13 protein-coding genes are annotated in these 16,779 nt (G+C 60.7%); all 13 read right to left on the reverse strand.

Features of this window, described 5'->3' with window-relative positions; genetic code table 11:
• Positions 1 to 3,104 (reverse strand): type VI secretion system membrane subunit TssM (tssM, locus tag ACIQVE_RS27335; RefSeq protein ID WP_402814589.1); only part of this gene is annotated, 3,104 nt, incomplete at its 3' end.
• Between the two features lie 10 nt (positions 3,105 to 3,114).
• Positions 3,115 to 3,990: a type IVB secretion system protein IcmH/DotU gene (gene icmH, locus ACIQVE_RS27340; protein WP_402814592.1), complete on the reverse strand. Its 876-nt coding sequence runs from the start codon at positions 3,988 to 3,990 to the stop codon at positions 3,115 to 3,117.
• Positions 3,991 to 3,995: 5 nt separating this feature from the next.
• Positions 3,996 to 5,327 (reverse strand): type VI secretion system baseplate subunit TssK, encoded by a 1,332-nt coding sequence (gene tssK / locus ACIQVE_RS27345; protein WP_402814595.1) that lies wholly within the window; start codon positions 5,325 to 5,327, stop codon positions 3,996 to 3,998.
• Positions 5,328 to 5,329: 2 nt separating this feature from the next.
• Positions 5,330 to 5,830 carry a type VI secretion system lipoprotein TssJ gene (gene tssJ / locus ACIQVE_RS27350; protein WP_402814598.1) on the reverse strand — a complete coding sequence of 167 codons (501 nt, stop codon included), beginning with the start codon at positions 5,828 to 5,830 and terminating at the stop codon, positions 5,330 to 5,332.
• A 5-nt stretch (positions 5,831 to 5,835) separates the two neighbouring features.
• Positions 5,836 to 7,029: a type VI secretion system-associated FHA domain protein TagH gene (tagH, locus tag ACIQVE_RS27355; RefSeq protein WP_402814601.1), complete on the reverse strand. Its 1,194-nt coding sequence runs from the start codon at positions 7,027 to 7,029 to the stop codon at positions 5,836 to 5,838.
• A gap of 17 nt (positions 7,030 to 7,046) precedes the next feature.
• A complete protein-coding gene (locus ACIQVE_RS27360; protein ID WP_402814604.1) occupies positions 7,047 to 7,187 on the reverse strand; it encodes a type VI secretion protein in 141 nt (46 codons plus the stop codon).
• Positions 7,188 to 7,305: 118 nt separating this feature from the next.
• Entirely contained in the window at positions 7,306 to 9,921 is a 2,616-nt protein-coding gene (gene tssH, locus ACIQVE_RS27365; protein WP_402814606.1) for a type VI secretion system ATPase TssH, read from the reverse strand.
• A gap of 13 nt (positions 9,922 to 9,934) precedes the next feature.
• The gene (tssG, locus tag ACIQVE_RS27370; protein WP_402814608.1) at positions 9,935 to 10,942 is read right to left on the reverse strand and encodes a type VI secretion system baseplate subunit TssG; all 1,008 of its coding nucleotides are present in this window, start codon (positions 10,940 to 10,942) and stop codon (positions 9,935 to 9,937) included.
• Entirely contained in the window at positions 10,906 to 12,693 is a 1,788-nt protein-coding gene (gene tssF, locus ACIQVE_RS27375; protein WP_402814611.1) for a type VI secretion system baseplate subunit TssF, read from the reverse strand. Before tssF ends, tssG begins: the two co-directional genes overlap by 37 nt.
• A gap of 18 nt (positions 12,694 to 12,711) precedes the next feature.
• Complete coding sequence (tssE, locus tag ACIQVE_RS27380) at positions 12,712 to 13,119, reverse strand: type VI secretion system baseplate subunit TssE (protein ID WP_402814614.1); 408 nt, start codon at positions 13,117 to 13,119, stop codon at positions 12,712 to 12,714.
• Between the two features lie 9 nt (positions 13,120 to 13,128).
• On the reverse strand, positions 13,129 to 14,601 hold the full coding sequence (tssC, locus tag ACIQVE_RS27385) for a type VI secretion system contractile sheath large subunit (protein ID WP_402814616.1): 1,473 nt from the start codon (positions 14,599 to 14,601) through the stop codon (positions 13,129 to 13,131).
• Between the two features lie 28 nt (positions 14,602 to 14,629).
• On the reverse strand, positions 14,630 to 15,133 hold the full coding sequence (gene tssB / locus ACIQVE_RS27390) for a type VI secretion system contractile sheath small subunit (protein ID WP_402814619.1): 504 nt from the start codon (positions 15,131 to 15,133) through the stop codon (positions 14,630 to 14,632).
• 32 nt (positions 15,134 to 15,165) lie between these two features.
• Positions 15,166 to 16,722, reverse strand: a complete 1,557-nt coding sequence (gene tssA, locus ACIQVE_RS27395) for a type VI secretion system protein TssA (RefSeq protein ID WP_402814622.1) — start codon at positions 16,720 to 16,722, stop codon at positions 15,166 to 15,168.
• Between the last annotated feature and the right edge of the window lie 57 nt (positions 16,723 to 16,779).

Consider the following 16,779-nt stretch of genomic DNA (forward strand, 5'->3'; position numbering starts at 1 on the left):
GCAAAAAAACTCTGCCGAATCGCGTGTGTCGACGCCAGCTGGTCGAGGTAGAGCTTGGACACCGGCAGGCTCTGACCATCGATACTGCGCATGCGATAGCTACCCGGATCACCGCTGACGAAGGGGCGCATGTAGGTGTCGAAGAAACTGTCGGCAATCCCCTGCGCCTTGAAGAAGTCGCGGAAATCACTGATGGCCACTTCGCTGGCACTGTGGGCACTGAACGGGTAGCGTTGGTGGATCGCCTTGCCGTAAAAGCTGTACAGCTCGCTCTGATAACGCTGATTCAAGTAGCGGTGCGCGTCATTGAGCACCAGACGCCAGGTGTCCTCGGCTACCACGTTGAACCACACGCTGATCGGACGCGGTAAACGGCCTGAAGCGGTACGCAAGTCGGTCAGGGTATCGCGCTGGCCGCCCATGCGGCTTTTGGCCATGTCGAACGCCGCCTGCTCGGGGGCGCTGGAACGGGCCAGGCTGGCCAGTTGCATTTGCAGATCATTGAGCGCTTTCATGGCCACGATCAGGTCAGCGGTTGGTCCATTCTCGTCGTCCAGCAGGCCGTGCAAAGGCTCAAAGCGGCGCTGCATGGCCTGTCGGGCCGTGTTCGGCAGATTTAGCGCCACGGCGCTTGGCGCGTTAGCCGCAGCGGTAGCCAGTTTACCGAGCTTGCCGTTCGACTCGGCCTGTTTCTCGCTGGCCTCTTTCGCCTTGTCATCGGTCGTGAAGCGGGTGTTCTCTCGCACTTGCACCAGCAGTTGGACGATCGGCGAATTCGCCGACGTCAGCCCCGCCAGTTCATCGGCACCGTCACCAAACGCCTTGATCACTGGCAGTGCCGCGTGGCCGACCGCTTCTCCCCAGAAATTGGCGTAGTCGCGAAAGTACAGTCGCTCCAGTTCGACCATCAGGCCATGCAAGTCCATGCCACTGAGGCCCGCGCCTTCACCCAGCACCCAATTATCACGCAGCAGCTCGGTAACCAGAGTGGTGCCCTGTAGCGCGAAATACTGCTGATACCCCTGCGGGGTGTAAAAACCCGGAATCAGGTAATCAGTGCCCACCAGTCGCGCGCCTTGTGGCCCCAAGTGCTGACTTAACCGATAGCCCGGCAGGTGGCGGGCCTGTTCGCGGAGCATCCGGTAAACCACGTTGGCCAGCGATTCGCTGCGCAAGACCTGGCGCGCCTGCGTCACCAGCTTAACGTCCAGCGGATAGGTAAAAGGCTGCTGGAGCAATCGCTCGAAGTGGGCATTCAAGCCATTCTGCACGGCGGTGTTGCCCACATAACGCTGGGACCACGCCGCGGCTACCCACTCTTTGAGCCAGGAGGCATCGCGACGGTCGTTCATGTCCAACGTCAGGTACGCCCGCAAGCTGTTGAGCAGGCGTTCGCGGTCCTTCATATTGGCACGGATCTGCCCTTCGAGCAGGGACGCGACCTTCGGCAGCAGTTGCGCTTGTAGCTCACGCTCGTAGGCCGCTTGGAGTGCCGGGTTGACGTCGCCGCGCTGATACAGACCGCCGCGCTCGTGGTACGGCACCTCGCTTTTGTTCGGGAACACCTGAGTCGCCGCGTAGCTGGTGTCAAGGGGGGTAAGCACCGCCCTGGCATCATCGCGCGGGGTCAGGACCGAACGCTGCTGAGTCAAGGTGGTGGCCAGTTGACGCAGGGTTTCCAGACGCTCGTAATTGGCGGAAAAACTGCCCGCCCACAGCAGGCCCAAAAGGGCCAACGCCGCCAATGCACCGACGTACAATCCACGCTGCCCCCACAGGATGCTCCGGCGTTCGCGCTGGTCCAAATCGGCGATATCGGCCTCGGGAAAAATCACCCGGCTGAGTAAATGGTGAATGAACCGCGAACGACCACTGCGCAGCGTTGGCAATTGGCCCGCATACCCATCGGAACGCTCGCCTGCCTCGCCGGTGTCTGGTTTGCTTTCCTGAGTGAAATGCGGCGCACTGGTCAGGTAGAAGCCGCGCAACTGGCTGGTCAGCTGGTAACGATTGCCCGTGAAGGTGGTGCCCACAAAATGGCACAGGCGCTCGCCGAGCTGGCCCAGTTGATGCGGAAAATCAAGGATACGGCCACGGCGTTGAGTGTTGCGCTGCTGGTGCACGCGCATCACGACCTGACTGTTGAGGCGGAGCAGCAGGGCCTCGAACTCGGCACGCAGCACCGCCACATCGGCGCCACACTGCTCCTTGCGAAAACTGGCGCCCAGCACCTGCTCACTTTCTTCCTGGCTCAATTGGTCAAAGAACTCATCGAAACCGAGCAACTGGTCCGCCTTGCTGAGCACCAGATAAACCGGCACGTCAACGTGCAGCTTTTGATGCACGTCTTGCAGGCGGCCACGCACCTGAGCGGCCAGAGTTTTCAGTTGCTCTTCATCGACGCTTAGCAGCAGTTCCACCGGGAGCGCTACCAGCACGCCATTGAGCGGGCGGTTACGCCGGCGCAAGCGTAGCAGCTCCAGCAACGTGTTCCAGGCGTGGCCATCGACCTCAACATCAGGCTGGGTTAGGTAACGCCCGGCGGTGTCGATCAGCACGCCATGGTCAGCGAAGTACCAGTCGCAGTGCTCGGTGACCTGGGTGTCGCGGGTCAGTTGGCGGTCGATGGTATTAAGCGGAAACTCAAGGCCCGAGAAGTCCAGCAGGCTGGTCTTGCCACTGCCTTGCGGCCCCACCAGCAAATACCAGGGCAAGTCATCGCGCCAGCGCTCGCTACGACCACGGTACAGGCTCGTTGATCGCAGGGTTTTCAGGGCCTCCTTGAACCGCGCTTTTAACGCCTTGTGCTCTTTCTCGATCAACGCTTTGCGGCGCAGACGCTCCTGACCGTCATCGGACTCTTCAACCGCTTTTTTGCGCAGGCCCGCGCGCCAGCTGTCAAAGACCATGCTCAGGCCCCAGATCAGGAACAGCGCACTGATGCTCAGCAAACGGGTCGTCGGACTGGCCCAAAATTTGTAGTCAGCAACGGCCAGCAGCGGCCCGATGAACCACACCAACAGGGCGATCAACAGCACCAGCAGCAAGGTCCAGACCCAGGTCTGACGCACAAAGACGCCGGCTTTTTTGAAAAATTCTCTCATCACTCGACCCTTATGGCTGTGACGGCAGCAGGACCACAGCCGGATCGAGCGGTTGATAAGGCTGCAGTACCGTCTCGCGTTGTTCGCCCAAGACCCAGGCGAACCCCAGATACATCACCACCAAGCAAGCCAGGGTGAACCCCATCACCATCCACGTCGGAACGATGCGTATCAAGCGGCGGCGTTGATTGTGCAGACCTTGCCACTGCGGCGACAATTCGCGCGGCACGTCGCCACGCATTTGAGTGATCTGTCGATACAGAGTCTCGCGCAGGCCTTCAAGCTCAAGCATGCCGCGTGATTGCACCTGGTATTTACCTTCAAACCCCAAGGCCAGACACAGGTACATCAGTTCCAGCATCGGCAGGTGCTTGGCCGGATTTTTCATCAGACGATCCAGCAGTTGGAAGAATTTTTCGCCCCCGCACGTTTCGTTGTGAAAGCTACTGAGCAGGCTCATATTCGACCATTCGCTTTCACTGCCCCACGACGTGGTCACGACGGCTTCGTCGACCACGGTGCAAAGCGCGTAACGGGCGGCTAACACTTGACTGCCTTCAACGCCGCTGTGCAGCGCGCGTGCTTCAAACAGTTTCAGCCCGGCGGTCAGTCTGTCTTTGAGGGAATACACGTCTTCGCGGGATTTACTGTGTTTGAGCCGCACCACCTCCGACAGCAGGGCGGACGCCGCCGCGACCAGGGGATTAAGGCTGATGGTGAACTCTTGGGCCGGTTTCAGCTGGGCGGCGTAGATCATCCGCTCTTCCAGTTGTTCGAAACGCGGCGGTGCGGCGAAGTCGGTCAATGGGCTTGACGCTGGACCTTGGCCTTGGCGGTCGAGCAAGACGGTTTTATCGTCCTGTTGATGCTCCATGTCCTTGATCATGTCGGTCAGTTCCTGATGGCCCAAAAACTCAGTTCGAGATCGGCGAATTCACCAGACACATGCAACGCGAAGCTGCCCGAACGGGCCATTTCGGCCTGGTCGTCGGCGCTGAGGTCGACACTGAAGTAGGTTTTATTGGCGTGGAACGCGATTTGCCGCGGGGCCACCGGCAACGGCCTGATTTTCATCCCCGGCAGATGCAGGTTGACCAGTTGGCGAATGGTATTCACCGAGCCCATCTTCAGGTGCGCCGGAAGACGGTGACGCAGCTCTTCGGCATCGCAGTGGGCACTGGCGGCGAGTACAAACGACGAAGAGCTGAGCAGCGTGTGGTCATTGAGTTGCGCCACCATGATCCCGTACTCACGCGTCTGCAGTTCCAATTCGATGGCGTGCTGTTCGAGCACCATCGACAACACCTGACGAATCGCCTCCATCAAGGTGCGAAAGCTCGCGCCTTGATCGCTGTGCTGATAACGGCTGTCCAGTCGTGGGCGTTTGCTGTCACTGGAGAAAGTGGCGAGCTCTCCGAGCAGGGTCAGGAGCGTGCGGTACAGTTCTTCGGGGTGGACCTGCTCCAGGACGAGGTAATGCTGCAAGAGCAACTCCGTGCGGTTGATCAGTTGCAGCATCATGAAATCACCGACTTCGGCCCCCCCGACCTTGCCGGTGGAACGGATGCGGTCGGCGATGCCGTCACCCCGGTGACCGAGCAGGCTGATCACTTCTTTGAGGCACGACAGCAGGTAGGTGGAGGCTTGCACCTGAATGTAGGTCGGTACGAAATCCTCAGCGAGGCTGATCACGCCATCGGTGGTGCTGTCGAGCACTTCGCAGACCTTCAATTTGACGTAGGCCTGGTCACTTTGCTGCTCGCCGAGCAGTAGTTTGAAATCCGGCCGTCCGCAGCTGACTTGACTGACCGAATCGTTGCCGGCGTTGGAGTCGGCCACTTCGGCGTCATACGCCGTGTAGCGGGCCAGCACGTCGGATTGCTCGGGGCGGCGCGACTCAATGTGATTGCCGGTCGCCAGCGGTAGCGCCAGGTAAATCGGTGTATTACCGGTGTTGGGTGGCACCTCGATCACCAACGGTTCGGCGTTGCCGTCCAGTTCAAATAAACTGCCATCCGGCAAAATTCCCGAAGCCCGACTCACCACCACGCGGCCCATGTTGAGAAACTGCACGTCAATTTCAAGGTGCCGAAAACCCCAGGTGTAGCCCCCCAGCAATTGGGTACGGGTCTTCATCTGGTGGTCGTAATAACGGTCGTTGTGTTGGAAATGCTGCGGACGCAGCAGCATGCCTTCCTGCCAAATGACTTTATGGGAATTCATGGTCAATCCTCCGCTTGAGTGAGTGCTTGGTGGGTGTTGCGAATGCCGGCTTTGTCGAGGGTCAGATCAGCCTCGGTGACCTCCAGCGCGGTGATGGGCACGGTGTAGCGCCAGGTGCTTTTGGGCAGGTCGCGGTACGCGGCGATCACGCCGACGTAGCGGCTGTCTTCTGCGACCTTGAGCTTCAGGTCCACGCTTTGACCCGGCTGCAATTCCAGCTCTTCGCCGAGCACCAGGTCCGGCGTCAAGGACTCGTTGGCGCGGTGATACAGGCTGAAAAAATCGGTGTTCTCAAACGCCGCCGAGTGTTTGAGTTCGAACAGGCGCACGACGATGGGCGAAGCACGCCCGTGCAGGTCCGGGTTTACCTGAGCGCTGGCGGTGAGCTTCAGGTCGAGTTTGGTCAAGGTGGAAAACGGCGATAACGACGCACAGCCGGCCAGCAGGGCGAGCGCCGTCAGCGCCGTAAGTGTTTTGCAAACAGTGATTGAGCCGCGAAACATGCACATCATCCTGGGTGGTGGGGGTGGAGGGCTGAAATCAGGCGCACCTGCTCTTCGTAGGCCTGGGCGAAGTCACGGGCCAATACCCGCTCGCTCCAGTCATCGTCCTGGCTCAAGGCTTGGTGATAACGGCAGTAAGCGGTCCAGCGGCGGCCGGAGGTGGCCAGCAGCGGTTTGTGGTCACGCTCAAAACGCAAGATCAGCTTGCGCGGCGAAAAGTGCTCCAGCGTTCCGCGCAGGGCGGCTCGGCTGGCGTTCACCAACGCCACCTGATGCGCCTGCAAATCGCGAAACGCCCGGTCGATGGCTTGCTCGGCAGGCAGATGACCCGACGGGTTCTGCAACAGCATGCTCAGGGCGTGGTCGGTATCGCGGGCGACTTTGAGCGCATTGTGCTGCCGGCCTTGCACCGTGGTCTGGGCCAGGCGCAGTTCGTTTTTCAGTTCACTGCGGGTGCGCAAGCTCTGCTGCAAACCGTCGACGCTTTGCCGGAGCAGGCGCGCCGCGTGCAGTGCCAGGGCTTCGCGGGCCTCACGATCGAGCGCCTGGAGGTCCACGCCCAGGGCGTCACCGAAGAGCCCCCAGAAATCGTCGCTCGGGCGCTCGACGGCGTTCGCTGGATGGACAGGTGCCGGCTCGCTCCGGGCGTCGATCAGCTCTGGCACTCTGAGGTGTTCCCTCTCGATAAGCGCGTAGTCGGCGTGCTGACGGGCGTTCTCGACGGTGGTGCGCGGTGCGATCAAGGCGTCGATGTCCGAGTACACCTGCTCTTGCTGATCCAGGGCGGTCAGCGGGTCGAGGTCGAGGACGCTATCGTCCGCCAGGGTGCTGCCGGCCGCTTGCGGCACACCGATGTCCCCGGCCAACGTCGTCGGGTGGCGCTCCAACCGCGCACGGATCTCGTAGTCTCCCAGCACATAGACACTGCCGTGTTCGATGCGCACCGCGTGCCCCTGACGCAGACGCGCGCCGCTTGCGCGGTCGTGGATACCGTTGCGACTGGTATCGGTCAGAAAAAACGCACCGTCACGGTAGCTGATCAACGCATGGTAGTGAGACACGTGACGCTTGCTGTCCGGGATGCTCCAGTCGCAATCACCGCCCCGGCCAATCACGCCACCGGCCTGCGTGAAGGTCTTGCGGCATAACTGTGGGGGCACAAACTGCCGAACGTTCAGCATGTCGAAAACCAATTCCATGATGACTCTCCTGGCGGTCATTCGCCGTGCTGGACTGGTGGCGGATTGCCCATTGGGCGATAGGTGTGGTCGTTGTATTTGTAATTGCCGCTACAGCCGCCCAGGCCGAAAAACACGGCGAGGGTCAGCAGGACGGCTGGCCAGTGACGAACAGGCATCAGAGGGTCTCCCTGGATCAAAAAAATATGCAGTGCCGATGCGTAAGGGCGGCACTGCCAGAAAAGGCAAAGTGGCTCGACGGTCTGTGATGTCCCGTGGACATCAACCGCCAGAGCGTCAAGCGAACTCGCAGACCACCCCAGCGTTGCCATCGAGCGTCGCGTGGACACGCTTGAGGCTTTCACCGGTGGCCATCGCATCGAGCAAACGATCGGCCACCAGTGGCAACACGTGCAGGTCGAGCAAGTGATCGATCAAGCGTGCGCCGCTGTCGCTTTGGGTGCAGCGTTCGGCCAGATGATCGACGAGGTTCTGCGAGTAGCTGAAGTCGCGCTGACGACGGTTCAGGCGTTGCCCCAAACGACCCAGTTTGATTTCGATCAGCTCGCGCAGTACCGGGCCACCGACCGGGTAGTACGGCACTACGCGCATCCGCGCCAGTAGGGCCGGTTTGAAGTGTTTGCTCAGCACCGGGCGAATGGTTTCTTCCAGCACTTCGGCGCTTGGCCGTGCGCCGTTTTCGCACAGTTCGCTGATGCGGTCGCTGCCCAGGTTCGAGGTCATCAGGATCAACGTGTTGCGGAAATCGATCTCACGCCCTTCACCATCGTTGGCCACGCCCTTGTCGAAGATCTGGTAGAACAGATTCAGCACGTCGGGGTCGGCTTTTTCCACCTCATCGAGCAGCACGACCGAGTACGGTTTCTGCCGCACCGCTTCGGTGAGCATGCCCCCGTCGCCGTAGCCGACGTAGCCGGGCGGCGCACCGATCAGACGCGAGACCGTATGCTTTTCCTGAAACTCGGACATGTTGATGGTGGTGATGAAACGGTCACCGCCATACAGCAGATCAGCAAGTGCCAGCGCGGTTTCGGTCTTGCCGACGCCGCTCGGGCCGACCAGCAAAAAAACACCCAAGGGCGCGTCAGGTTTGTTGAGGCCGGCCGCGGTGGCACGCATAGAGCGATCCAGTGCGTGAATGGCTTGTTCCTGGCCTCGAATGCGCGTGCGCAGGTCGCTGGCAAAAGTGGCGACTTTGGCGTCGTGTTCGCGAGCCAGTTGCGCCAGCGGCACGCCGGTCCAGGCGCTGATCACTTCGGCGACCAGACGCGGGCAGACTTCGAAGCTCACCAGACGTTCTTTGACCTGAAGCTCGGTCAGCGCTGTGTGAGTTTCGTTGAGTACCGCCTCCAGGGTTTCGATCACGGCGCCTACGGCGTCTTCTCCAGCGCTGACAGACGGCTCCGTGTCCGCCAGTTCGCGGGCTTGGGCCAGTTGCTGACGCAGATCCAGCAAGCGCTCAGCGAGATCTTTCTGTTGGGTCCACAGGGTTTCGAGCGCGTACATTTCCGCTTCGGCCGTCGCCAGGCGGCCGTCCAAAGCGTCGAGCGCTTCGTGATCGATCAGCAAACCGGCTACGGCGTCGCGACGCAACGCCTGACGCTGACGCCCACCTTCTGCCAGTTCGCCGCGCAGGCGCTCAAGACTTTCCGGGGCCGCGGCAAGGCTGATGCGCACGCGAGCGCACGCGGTGTCGAGGACGTCGACGGCTTTGTCCGGCAATTGCCGACCGGCGAGGTATCGCGCAGAGAGCTCGGCCGCCGCGACCACGGCGTCGTCACGCAGGTAGATACCGTGGCTCTGCTCGTACACCTGGGCCAGGCCACGAAGGATGGTCACCGCTTCGCTGACAGTCGGTTCGTGCAGTTGCACCGGTTGGAAACGCCGGGCCAGCGCAGGGTCTTTCTCGAAGTATTTCTTGTACTCGGCCCAGGTGGTCGCTGCGACGGTGCGCAACTCGCCGCGGGCCAGGGCCGGTTTAAGCAAGTTGGCCGCATCGGAGCCGCCGGCGTTGCCGCCCGCGCCGATCAGCGTGTGCGCTTCGTCGATGAACAGAATGATCGGTTTCGGTGAGGCTTTGACTTCGTCGATTACGCCTTTAAGGCGCCGTTCGAATTCACCTTTGACGCTGGCGCCGGCCTGCAACAGGCCCATGTCCAGCGACAGCAACTCGACACCTTTCAAGACTTGCGGCACTTCACCGGCCGCGATGCGCGAGGCCAGGCCTTCGACGATTGCGGTTTTACCGACACCGGCTTCGCCGACCACGATGGGGTTGTTCTTGCGACGACGGGCAAGGATGTCGACCATCTGGCGGATCGCACCATCGCGGCACAACACCGGGTCGAGTTTGCCGTCACGGGCCTGTTGGGTCAGGTTGTGGGTGAACCGCTCCAGCAGGGATTCACCCGGTACAGCCGGCTTGCCGGTGGCCGGTTGTTCCTTCTGCGACAGGGCGAATTCTTTCAGGCGCTCAATGTTGAGTTTGGCCAGCAACGACTGGTAGCGGCTGCCGGCGTAACGCATTGGGTTACGCAGCAGCGCGAGGATCAGCGCCGCTTGCTCGACCTGGCTTTGGCCCAATTCAAGATTGGCCACCAGCAACGCGTCTTGCAGCCACTGCACCAGCTCCGGGGCGAACACCGGGTTGCGCGAGGCGCTGTGCTCGACCCGCGATTGCAGGGCCGCGGTCAATTCGCCGGCATCCACTTCGGCGTCTTGCAGCGCGCGGGCGAGTAGGCCTTGCGGGCGCTCCAGCAAGCCGAGCAGCAAGTCTTCGACGAGAATCTTGCTGCCACCACGAGCGACGCAGCGCTCGGCGCAGCTTTCCAGGTCGCGACGGGTGTCGGCGTCCAGCGCCTGGATCAGTTGTTGCAGGTCTACGTTGATCATTGGCCATCTGTCCTTAATAAATTTTACTGCCCAGGGTCACCAGGCCGTCCGCGTTTTGGCTGCCCAGCCAACTGGTCCACCCCAGGCGACAGACGTTTTGCTCACCAATGCACAGTTCAGGGATTTCTTCCCGACGCAGGACCAGGCGAATGTCGTAATCGAGTGGGTCGCGTAGGGTGAAGCGCACCAGCGCGCACAGCGGCTGGTAGCCGGGACCGATGGGCAGGAATTCGTGAAAGCGTTCCCAGTCGAGTTCGCGGATGTGAATGCGGAATTTGCCGTTGCGATCGCGCACGTATTCGCCCAGCACCAGGTCTTCGCCGAGCAGGCTGTTGTCGAGACCTAAACGATTGCGCTGCTCATCGATAATTTCCACGCGCCGCTCAATGCATTGCTCGATGGTCAACTCGGCGTGCTTGAAGTAGTAACGCAGCACCGCCTCGATCAGCGCCGCCGAGTGCGCCCGCAGACTGAGCAAACCGAGGTATGGCAGCAGGCGCTTCCAATTGAGTTCCTGCGCCTGGCGGATGTCTTCGCCGCCCAAACCAATCAAGGCAAACAGCTGCGAGGAAAACGGGTCGAGTGCACCGCTGCGAAAGCTCGCGCGGTAGCGGTATTTTTTCCAGATCGGCAGCATCAGCCGTTGCAAGCGATGGTGAAACAGGTCGAGGAAATCCCGCGGCAAATGGCGGTGTTCGCTGCCGCCTAGCACCTGCTCACCGTAGAACGCCGGCAGCGGCGAACCGGAACCGACCAGGCCGATCAGGTTGAAGCGCAGGCGCGCGCGCATCTGCCCGTGCTCGTGAAAAAACTCCACGCGATCGACGTCGCTGCCGGGAAAACCCAGGCTCGGGTTGGCCTGAAATTCCAGCTGGTCGTACAGTTCCTCTTCGCTCAGGTCCGGGTGTGCCTCACGCAGCCGGTCAACCACCAGCAGCACGGACTGAAACAGCGAATACTCGCGTATGTTTCGGGTGAGCCCGCTTAAAGCAGGGGCTGCTGGCCCATACGGGGTGTCCATTTATAAACCTCTCCCTGTGTGCTTTTAACCCGCAATTCGTGGTACGAATTGAGGCTGGCGTACAGCGCGAAAAACTCGTTAAGCACCGAAGCGAACACGAACAGGTCGCCCTCGCCGATGTACCCTTGCGGGTCAATGGTCAGTTCGGTGCGCAAGCCACGCACCGGCAACCCGCGGTACAGTCGGTCCACGTGCTCATGCTTGATCGACTTGAGCCCACCGAGCAGGCGTTTGCTGACTTTCTCCGCGTGCTGGTCGTAATAACGCGGCAGGTCGTAAGTTTCGAGAATCACCTTCAACGCATTGACGTCGGTGAGCGACAGGTAGTTGAGTGACATGTTGCTGATCAGCTTCCAGAGAAAGTCTTGGTTCAGCGGCGGCGCGAAACTGGACGTGGGCACCGTGATGTTGCGGAAGCTGAGAAACTCCGGCGTCTTTTCGCTGCGCTGGTTGATGTCGCCGAGCTTGAGCTGGCGCGACAGGTTCTGGTTGGTGCACATCAATTCAATCGACAGCGTTTCGTGAGTGTCGGTGTGGCGGGTGCCAAAGCTCAGGTGCGTGTCGAGGCCGTCGTGCAGCGACGAGGGCTGCTGGCGAATGCTGTAATGCCGACGGCTGGTAGGCACGTCGAAACTCGGGTCATGCTCGAACGATTCGAACGGCACGTAGGCCTGATTGCCGCGCCCGCCGGGCTCCCAGCCGGTCACGCTTTCCACCGAAAACACGCCGCAATTCTCCAGGTCATATTCGGCGGGCATTAGCAGGTATTCGTCCTGCCTGCCGTCGAGACGAATTGGCAACGCGTCGTGCTTGAACAGGTTCACAATCGGCGTGCAATAGAGCTTCACGTTGTCCAACGTCGGACGCAGGCGTTGAATGCCGCTTTTGCGGATATCGAAGCGCAATTCGAAGCCGCGCACCTGCTTGAGCGTGTCTTCCGGCAAGGCCTGGAGCAGGTCCAGACCGTTGACATCGACGAACAGGAACTTGTCCTGAAAGGCGAAATATTCCTGCAAATAGCGATAACCGCGGAACGTGTTCAACGGGTATGGGATCAACGCTTCTTCTTCGGCAAAGCCCACCGGCTTGACCCGGTCGCCGGGCATCTTGAATGCCATCGGCATACCGTTGGCCCCCTCGATCGCCTGGCCGGCGTCGTCCAACGGAATCAGCTCGATTCCCGCCAAGCTGCGCAACAGGCTCAGGTACAGCATCTGGCTGATGTAACGCTCACCGGCGAAATGCAGGCGCAGACGACTGAGTTTCAGTTCGCCCAGGTGCCCGTCGGCGCTCAGCGCCAGACGCAGGCTGAGCAGCGCACCGTCACCCTTCACCGAATAGGTCAGCGCGGCCAGTTCTAGCGCCTGAACCTCGGTCGGGTAGCAGGTACGGAAGCGACACGGCACGTCACCGATGGGCAGGCTTTGCACCGGCGTGTCGCGCTCAACCAGCAAGGCCGGCCCCGACCGTTTCAACGGATCGAACTGCAACATGCTGAAGGCCGGCAGTGGCCGCATGTAATTGGGCCACAGCAGTTGCATCAACGAATGGCTGAGTTCGGGCAACTCATCATCGAGTTTCTGGCGCAGGCGACCGGTCAGAAACGCGAAACCTTCGAGCAACCGCTCCACGTCCGGATCCTGTCCAGCGTGCCCGAGGAACGGTGCCAATGCCGGGTTGCGCTCGGCGAATCGGCGCCCCATCTGGCGCAACGCTGTGAGTTCGTTTTGGTAATAGTGGTTGAAGGACATGGTGAACTCCGGTTGTCGTTAATCGACCTTGACTCGACCGCTGCCATCCAGGCATGCGGAAAAACTGACCTGGCGCTTGAGCCCCTCAATTTCCAGCAGCGCTTGGATGCTGAAGGACAGGCGAAGCTGATCGTGTTCATGCGGCAGGGAAATGACCTGCACGTTGCTCAGGCGCGGCTCGTAGGCTTCGATAAAGCGTTCAATGGCCCGACGAGCCTGACTCAGGGAGTCGTGCAGACTCAGGCGCATGTCATTGAGATCGGGTAACCCGTAATCGGGCAGCGTTTGCACGCTGCCCGCACGGGTACTGAGCATCTTGGTCAGATGGGACGCCACGGACGCCATGGTCGCGCGTTCGCGGCTCCAGCCGCGGCGTTTGTCCGCTTCGCCCGTCAGGCGTTCGAACAGGCTGCCGTATCCCCTCATGAGCGGCCCTTACTCCTTGTCCAGCTTGCCCACCAGCGACAGGGTGAAATCGGCCCCCATGTACTTGAAGTGCGGGCGCACGTTCAGGCTGACGCGATACCAGCCCGGCTCGCCGTCTACATCGCTGACGGTGATCTGAGCAGCACGCAGTGGGCGACGACCGCGGACTTCGGCGCTCGGGTTTTCCTGGTCGGCCACGTACTGGCGGATCCACTTGTTGAGTTCCTGCTCAAGGTCGGTGCGCTCTTTCCACGAACCGAGTTGCTCGCGCTGCAACACTTTCAGGTAGTGCGCCAGGCGGTTGACGATCATCATGTACGGCAGTTGGGTGCCGAGCTTGTAGTTCAGCTCCGCGGTTTTGCCTTCGGCGCTGATGCCGAAGAACTTCGGCTTCTGCACCGAGCTCGCGGAGAAAAACGCCGCGTTGTCGGAGCCTTTACGCATGGTCAAGGCGATAAAACCTTCCTCGGCCAGTTCGTATTCACGACGATCGCTGATCAGCACTTCGGTCGGAATCTTGGTTTCGATTTCGCCCATGCTTTCGAAGCGGTGCAGCGGCAGGTCTTCCACCGCGCCGCCGCTTTGCGGGCCGATGATGTTCGGGCACCAGCGGAATTTGGCGAAGCTGTCGGTCAGTCGGGTGGCAAAGGTAAACGCGGTATTGCCCCACAGGTAATGCTCGTGGCTGTGGGCGACGTTTTCCTTGTACACGAACGATTTAACCGGATTTTCTTCCGGGTCGTACGGGTTGCGCAGCAGGAAACGCGGCACGGTCAGGCCTACATAGCGCGAGTCTTCCGACTCGCGGAAGCTCTGCCATTTGGCGAATTGCGGGCCCTCGAAGTGATCTTTCAGATCCTTCAGGTCCGGCAAACCGGTGAAGCTTTCCAGACCAAAAAATTTCGGGCCGGCGGCAGCAACAAACGGCGCGTGAGACATGCAGGCCACGCTGGACACGTACTGCATCAGTTTCACATCGGGCGCGCTGGGGGACAGGTAGTAATTGGCAATGATCGCACCGACCGGCTGACCACCGAACTGACCGTATTCCGCCGTGTAGATGTGCTTGTACAGGCCCGCCTGCATCACTTCCGGCGAATCCTCGAAATCGTCCAGCAGGTCTTCTTTCGAGACGTTGAGGATTTCGATCTTGATGTTTTCGCGGAAGTCGGTGCGCTCGACCAGCAATTGCAGACCCCGCCACGACGATTCCAGCGACTGGAAATCAGGGTGGTGGAGAATTTCATCCATCTGACGGCTGAGCTTGGCATCGATCTCGGCGATCATGCGGTCAACCATGGCTTTCTTGACCGGCTCACCGTTGTTCTGCGGCTTGAGCAGCTCTTCGATGAACGCCGACACACCGCGCTTGGCGATGTCGTAGGCTTCGTCGTCCGGCGTCAGGCGGGTTTCGGCAATGATGCTGTCGAGAATGCTGTATTCGTTTTCGTGACTCTTTTGCTGCGCTGCACTTTTACTCATGGTATTGGCTTCCTTGGCTGATGGGGACTCAGGCGTCGTGGGCGGCGGCGTTCAGGCCGAGCTCACCGAGTACGCGAGCGCGGGATTCGTCGTCGGCGAGCACGCCTTCGATGGCTTTGCGAAACGCCGGCGCATTACCCAGCGGGCCTTTGAGGGCCACCAGCGCATCGCGCAGTTCCATCAGCTTTTTCAGCTCGGGCACTTGCTCGACCAGCGAGGCCGGGTTGAAGTCCTTCATCGCATTGACGCGCAACTGCACGGCCAACTCATCCGAGGCGCTGTCGTCTTGAAGGCGGTTCGGCACGCTCAGCGTCAGGCTCAGCTCTTGCTTGGCCAGCACTTCGTCAAACGTCATTTTGTCGATGCTGATCGGTTTGCGATCTTCGACTTTGCGTTCGTCTTTGCGGTGGGTGTAGTCACCGATTGCCAGCAGTTTCAACGGCAGCTCGACTTCTTCCTGGGCACCACCGGTGGCAGGTTTGAAGGTGACGTTGATGCGTTCCTTGGGGGCTACCGAGCCTTCTTTGGCCATGGCGTTTTTCCTTGCGGTTATGGCCCGAGGGCCTATTCGAGTACCACTTCGAGGTCGAGGTGGCACAGCCTGCGATAAATCTCTTCCTTGCGTTCACGCACGGCATGGTTCTGCGGTAACAGCTCGCAGCAGCTATGCAGTAAATGCAGCACTTCCAGCGCAAGATCGGGCTCCCAGGCGTGCAGACCTGAGTCCTGTAATGTTTGGTCGAGGGTTTCGAGTTGGGTCTTGGCCAGTTCGTATTTTTTGGCCATGAAGCACAGCCGCGCGAGGGCGAAGTGCCAGAAGAAGCGCACGCGTCCGCCCTGAGCGTTTTGCAGGCCTTGCTTGAGGGGCTGCACCGCGGCCTTAAGCCCGTCCTTGCGCAGAATCGGCAGGACTTCTTCGAGGGCCACTTCCCAAGCCGGCTGGGTGTCGGCCACTTCGACTTTGCGCGGCGCACTCGCTGTTTGCAGGCGCGGCATCACGCTGGCGCTGATCCAGGCACGGGTGACCGGGTCGGCGAACGGCGCACCGTCGTGAAAGCGCAGTTCGATAATGCCGGGCAGGCGCTGAATCAACAGCGCAAAATGGATTTCCACTTCGCGCATGGCCATCTCGGCGTTCAGGCCTAGAAGGCATTCCCAGACCATGCGCTGGCCGTCGAACCAGAAAGGCGCCTTCGCCAGGCTCGCCTCCAGTTCCACCAACAGGTCGGCGTACTTGGCCTGATCGAAGCGATCCTGATAGGCCTTAAGCTTGTCCGCCGGCAACCCGCGCAGCACCGTGATCTGTTCGGCGTTGCGTTCGGGTACTGCGTCGATGGTCATCCACAGCAGCGTGCGGTTCAGGCGCAGGGCGCGCAGGTCGGTGGCTTTCTGCTTGAGCCACCAGGCACACAACGGACGGGCGCTTTCCTGCTGCGCGCGCAGGGCCTTGTGGGCTTCTTTTTCGTTGTCGATCGGTGCGCCGGGGGTGAACAGTTGCGTCGCGGCTTGCTTGACTTGGGCCACGGCCGCGCCGACCAAGCCGGGCTCCGGTTGGTTGTCGGCGGCGCGTTGCACCATGCTTTTCAGTCGGCGCGAAATCGGCAGCAGAAGCGGCGCGTCGCTGCCCAAGTGCTGGGTGCACGCGGCATCAAGGCCTTCCAGGTGTTCAACCAGCCGTCGAAACAGCGGCAGTTGCTCCTTGATCGCGACGTCTTCGCTAAGTGCCTGCTCGACACGCGGCACCAGCCAACTGATCGCCGCGGAGCGAGTACGGGCCTTGTTCGGATGAACCTCGGCCCAATGGTGTTCGCACAGGTGGTGCAACAAGCCGATACCGGCGAGCAAGCCTTGGAACGATTCGCGCTGGTACAAGGCCCAGGTCAGCCAGGCACCGACGCGCAAATCCTTGGACTGGGTGCGCAGCAAGGCTTCGCTGCGCTCACGAATTTTCAGCCAGTCGATCTGTCCGCTTTCGTGAATGGATGACGCTTTCGAAAGCTCGTGCTCTATCGCTTCGAACTCGCCCGAAAAGCGAACGTCTTCACCCGCAAAACTCTCAGGGAGGACCGCGCCTTTGGCCAGGTCGAAATAGTGCGTGTAGAGCTTATTCGCGTAGGACATCCAAGACCTTAAACGTCAAATACACATGAGAATTGCAGTCCACGAGTATCCAAACGC

This window comes from Pseudomonas sp. NPDC098747 (assembly GCF_044760045.1).
Taxonomy (GTDB): Bacteria; Pseudomonadota; Gammaproteobacteria; order Pseudomonadales; family Pseudomonadaceae; genus Aquipseudomonas.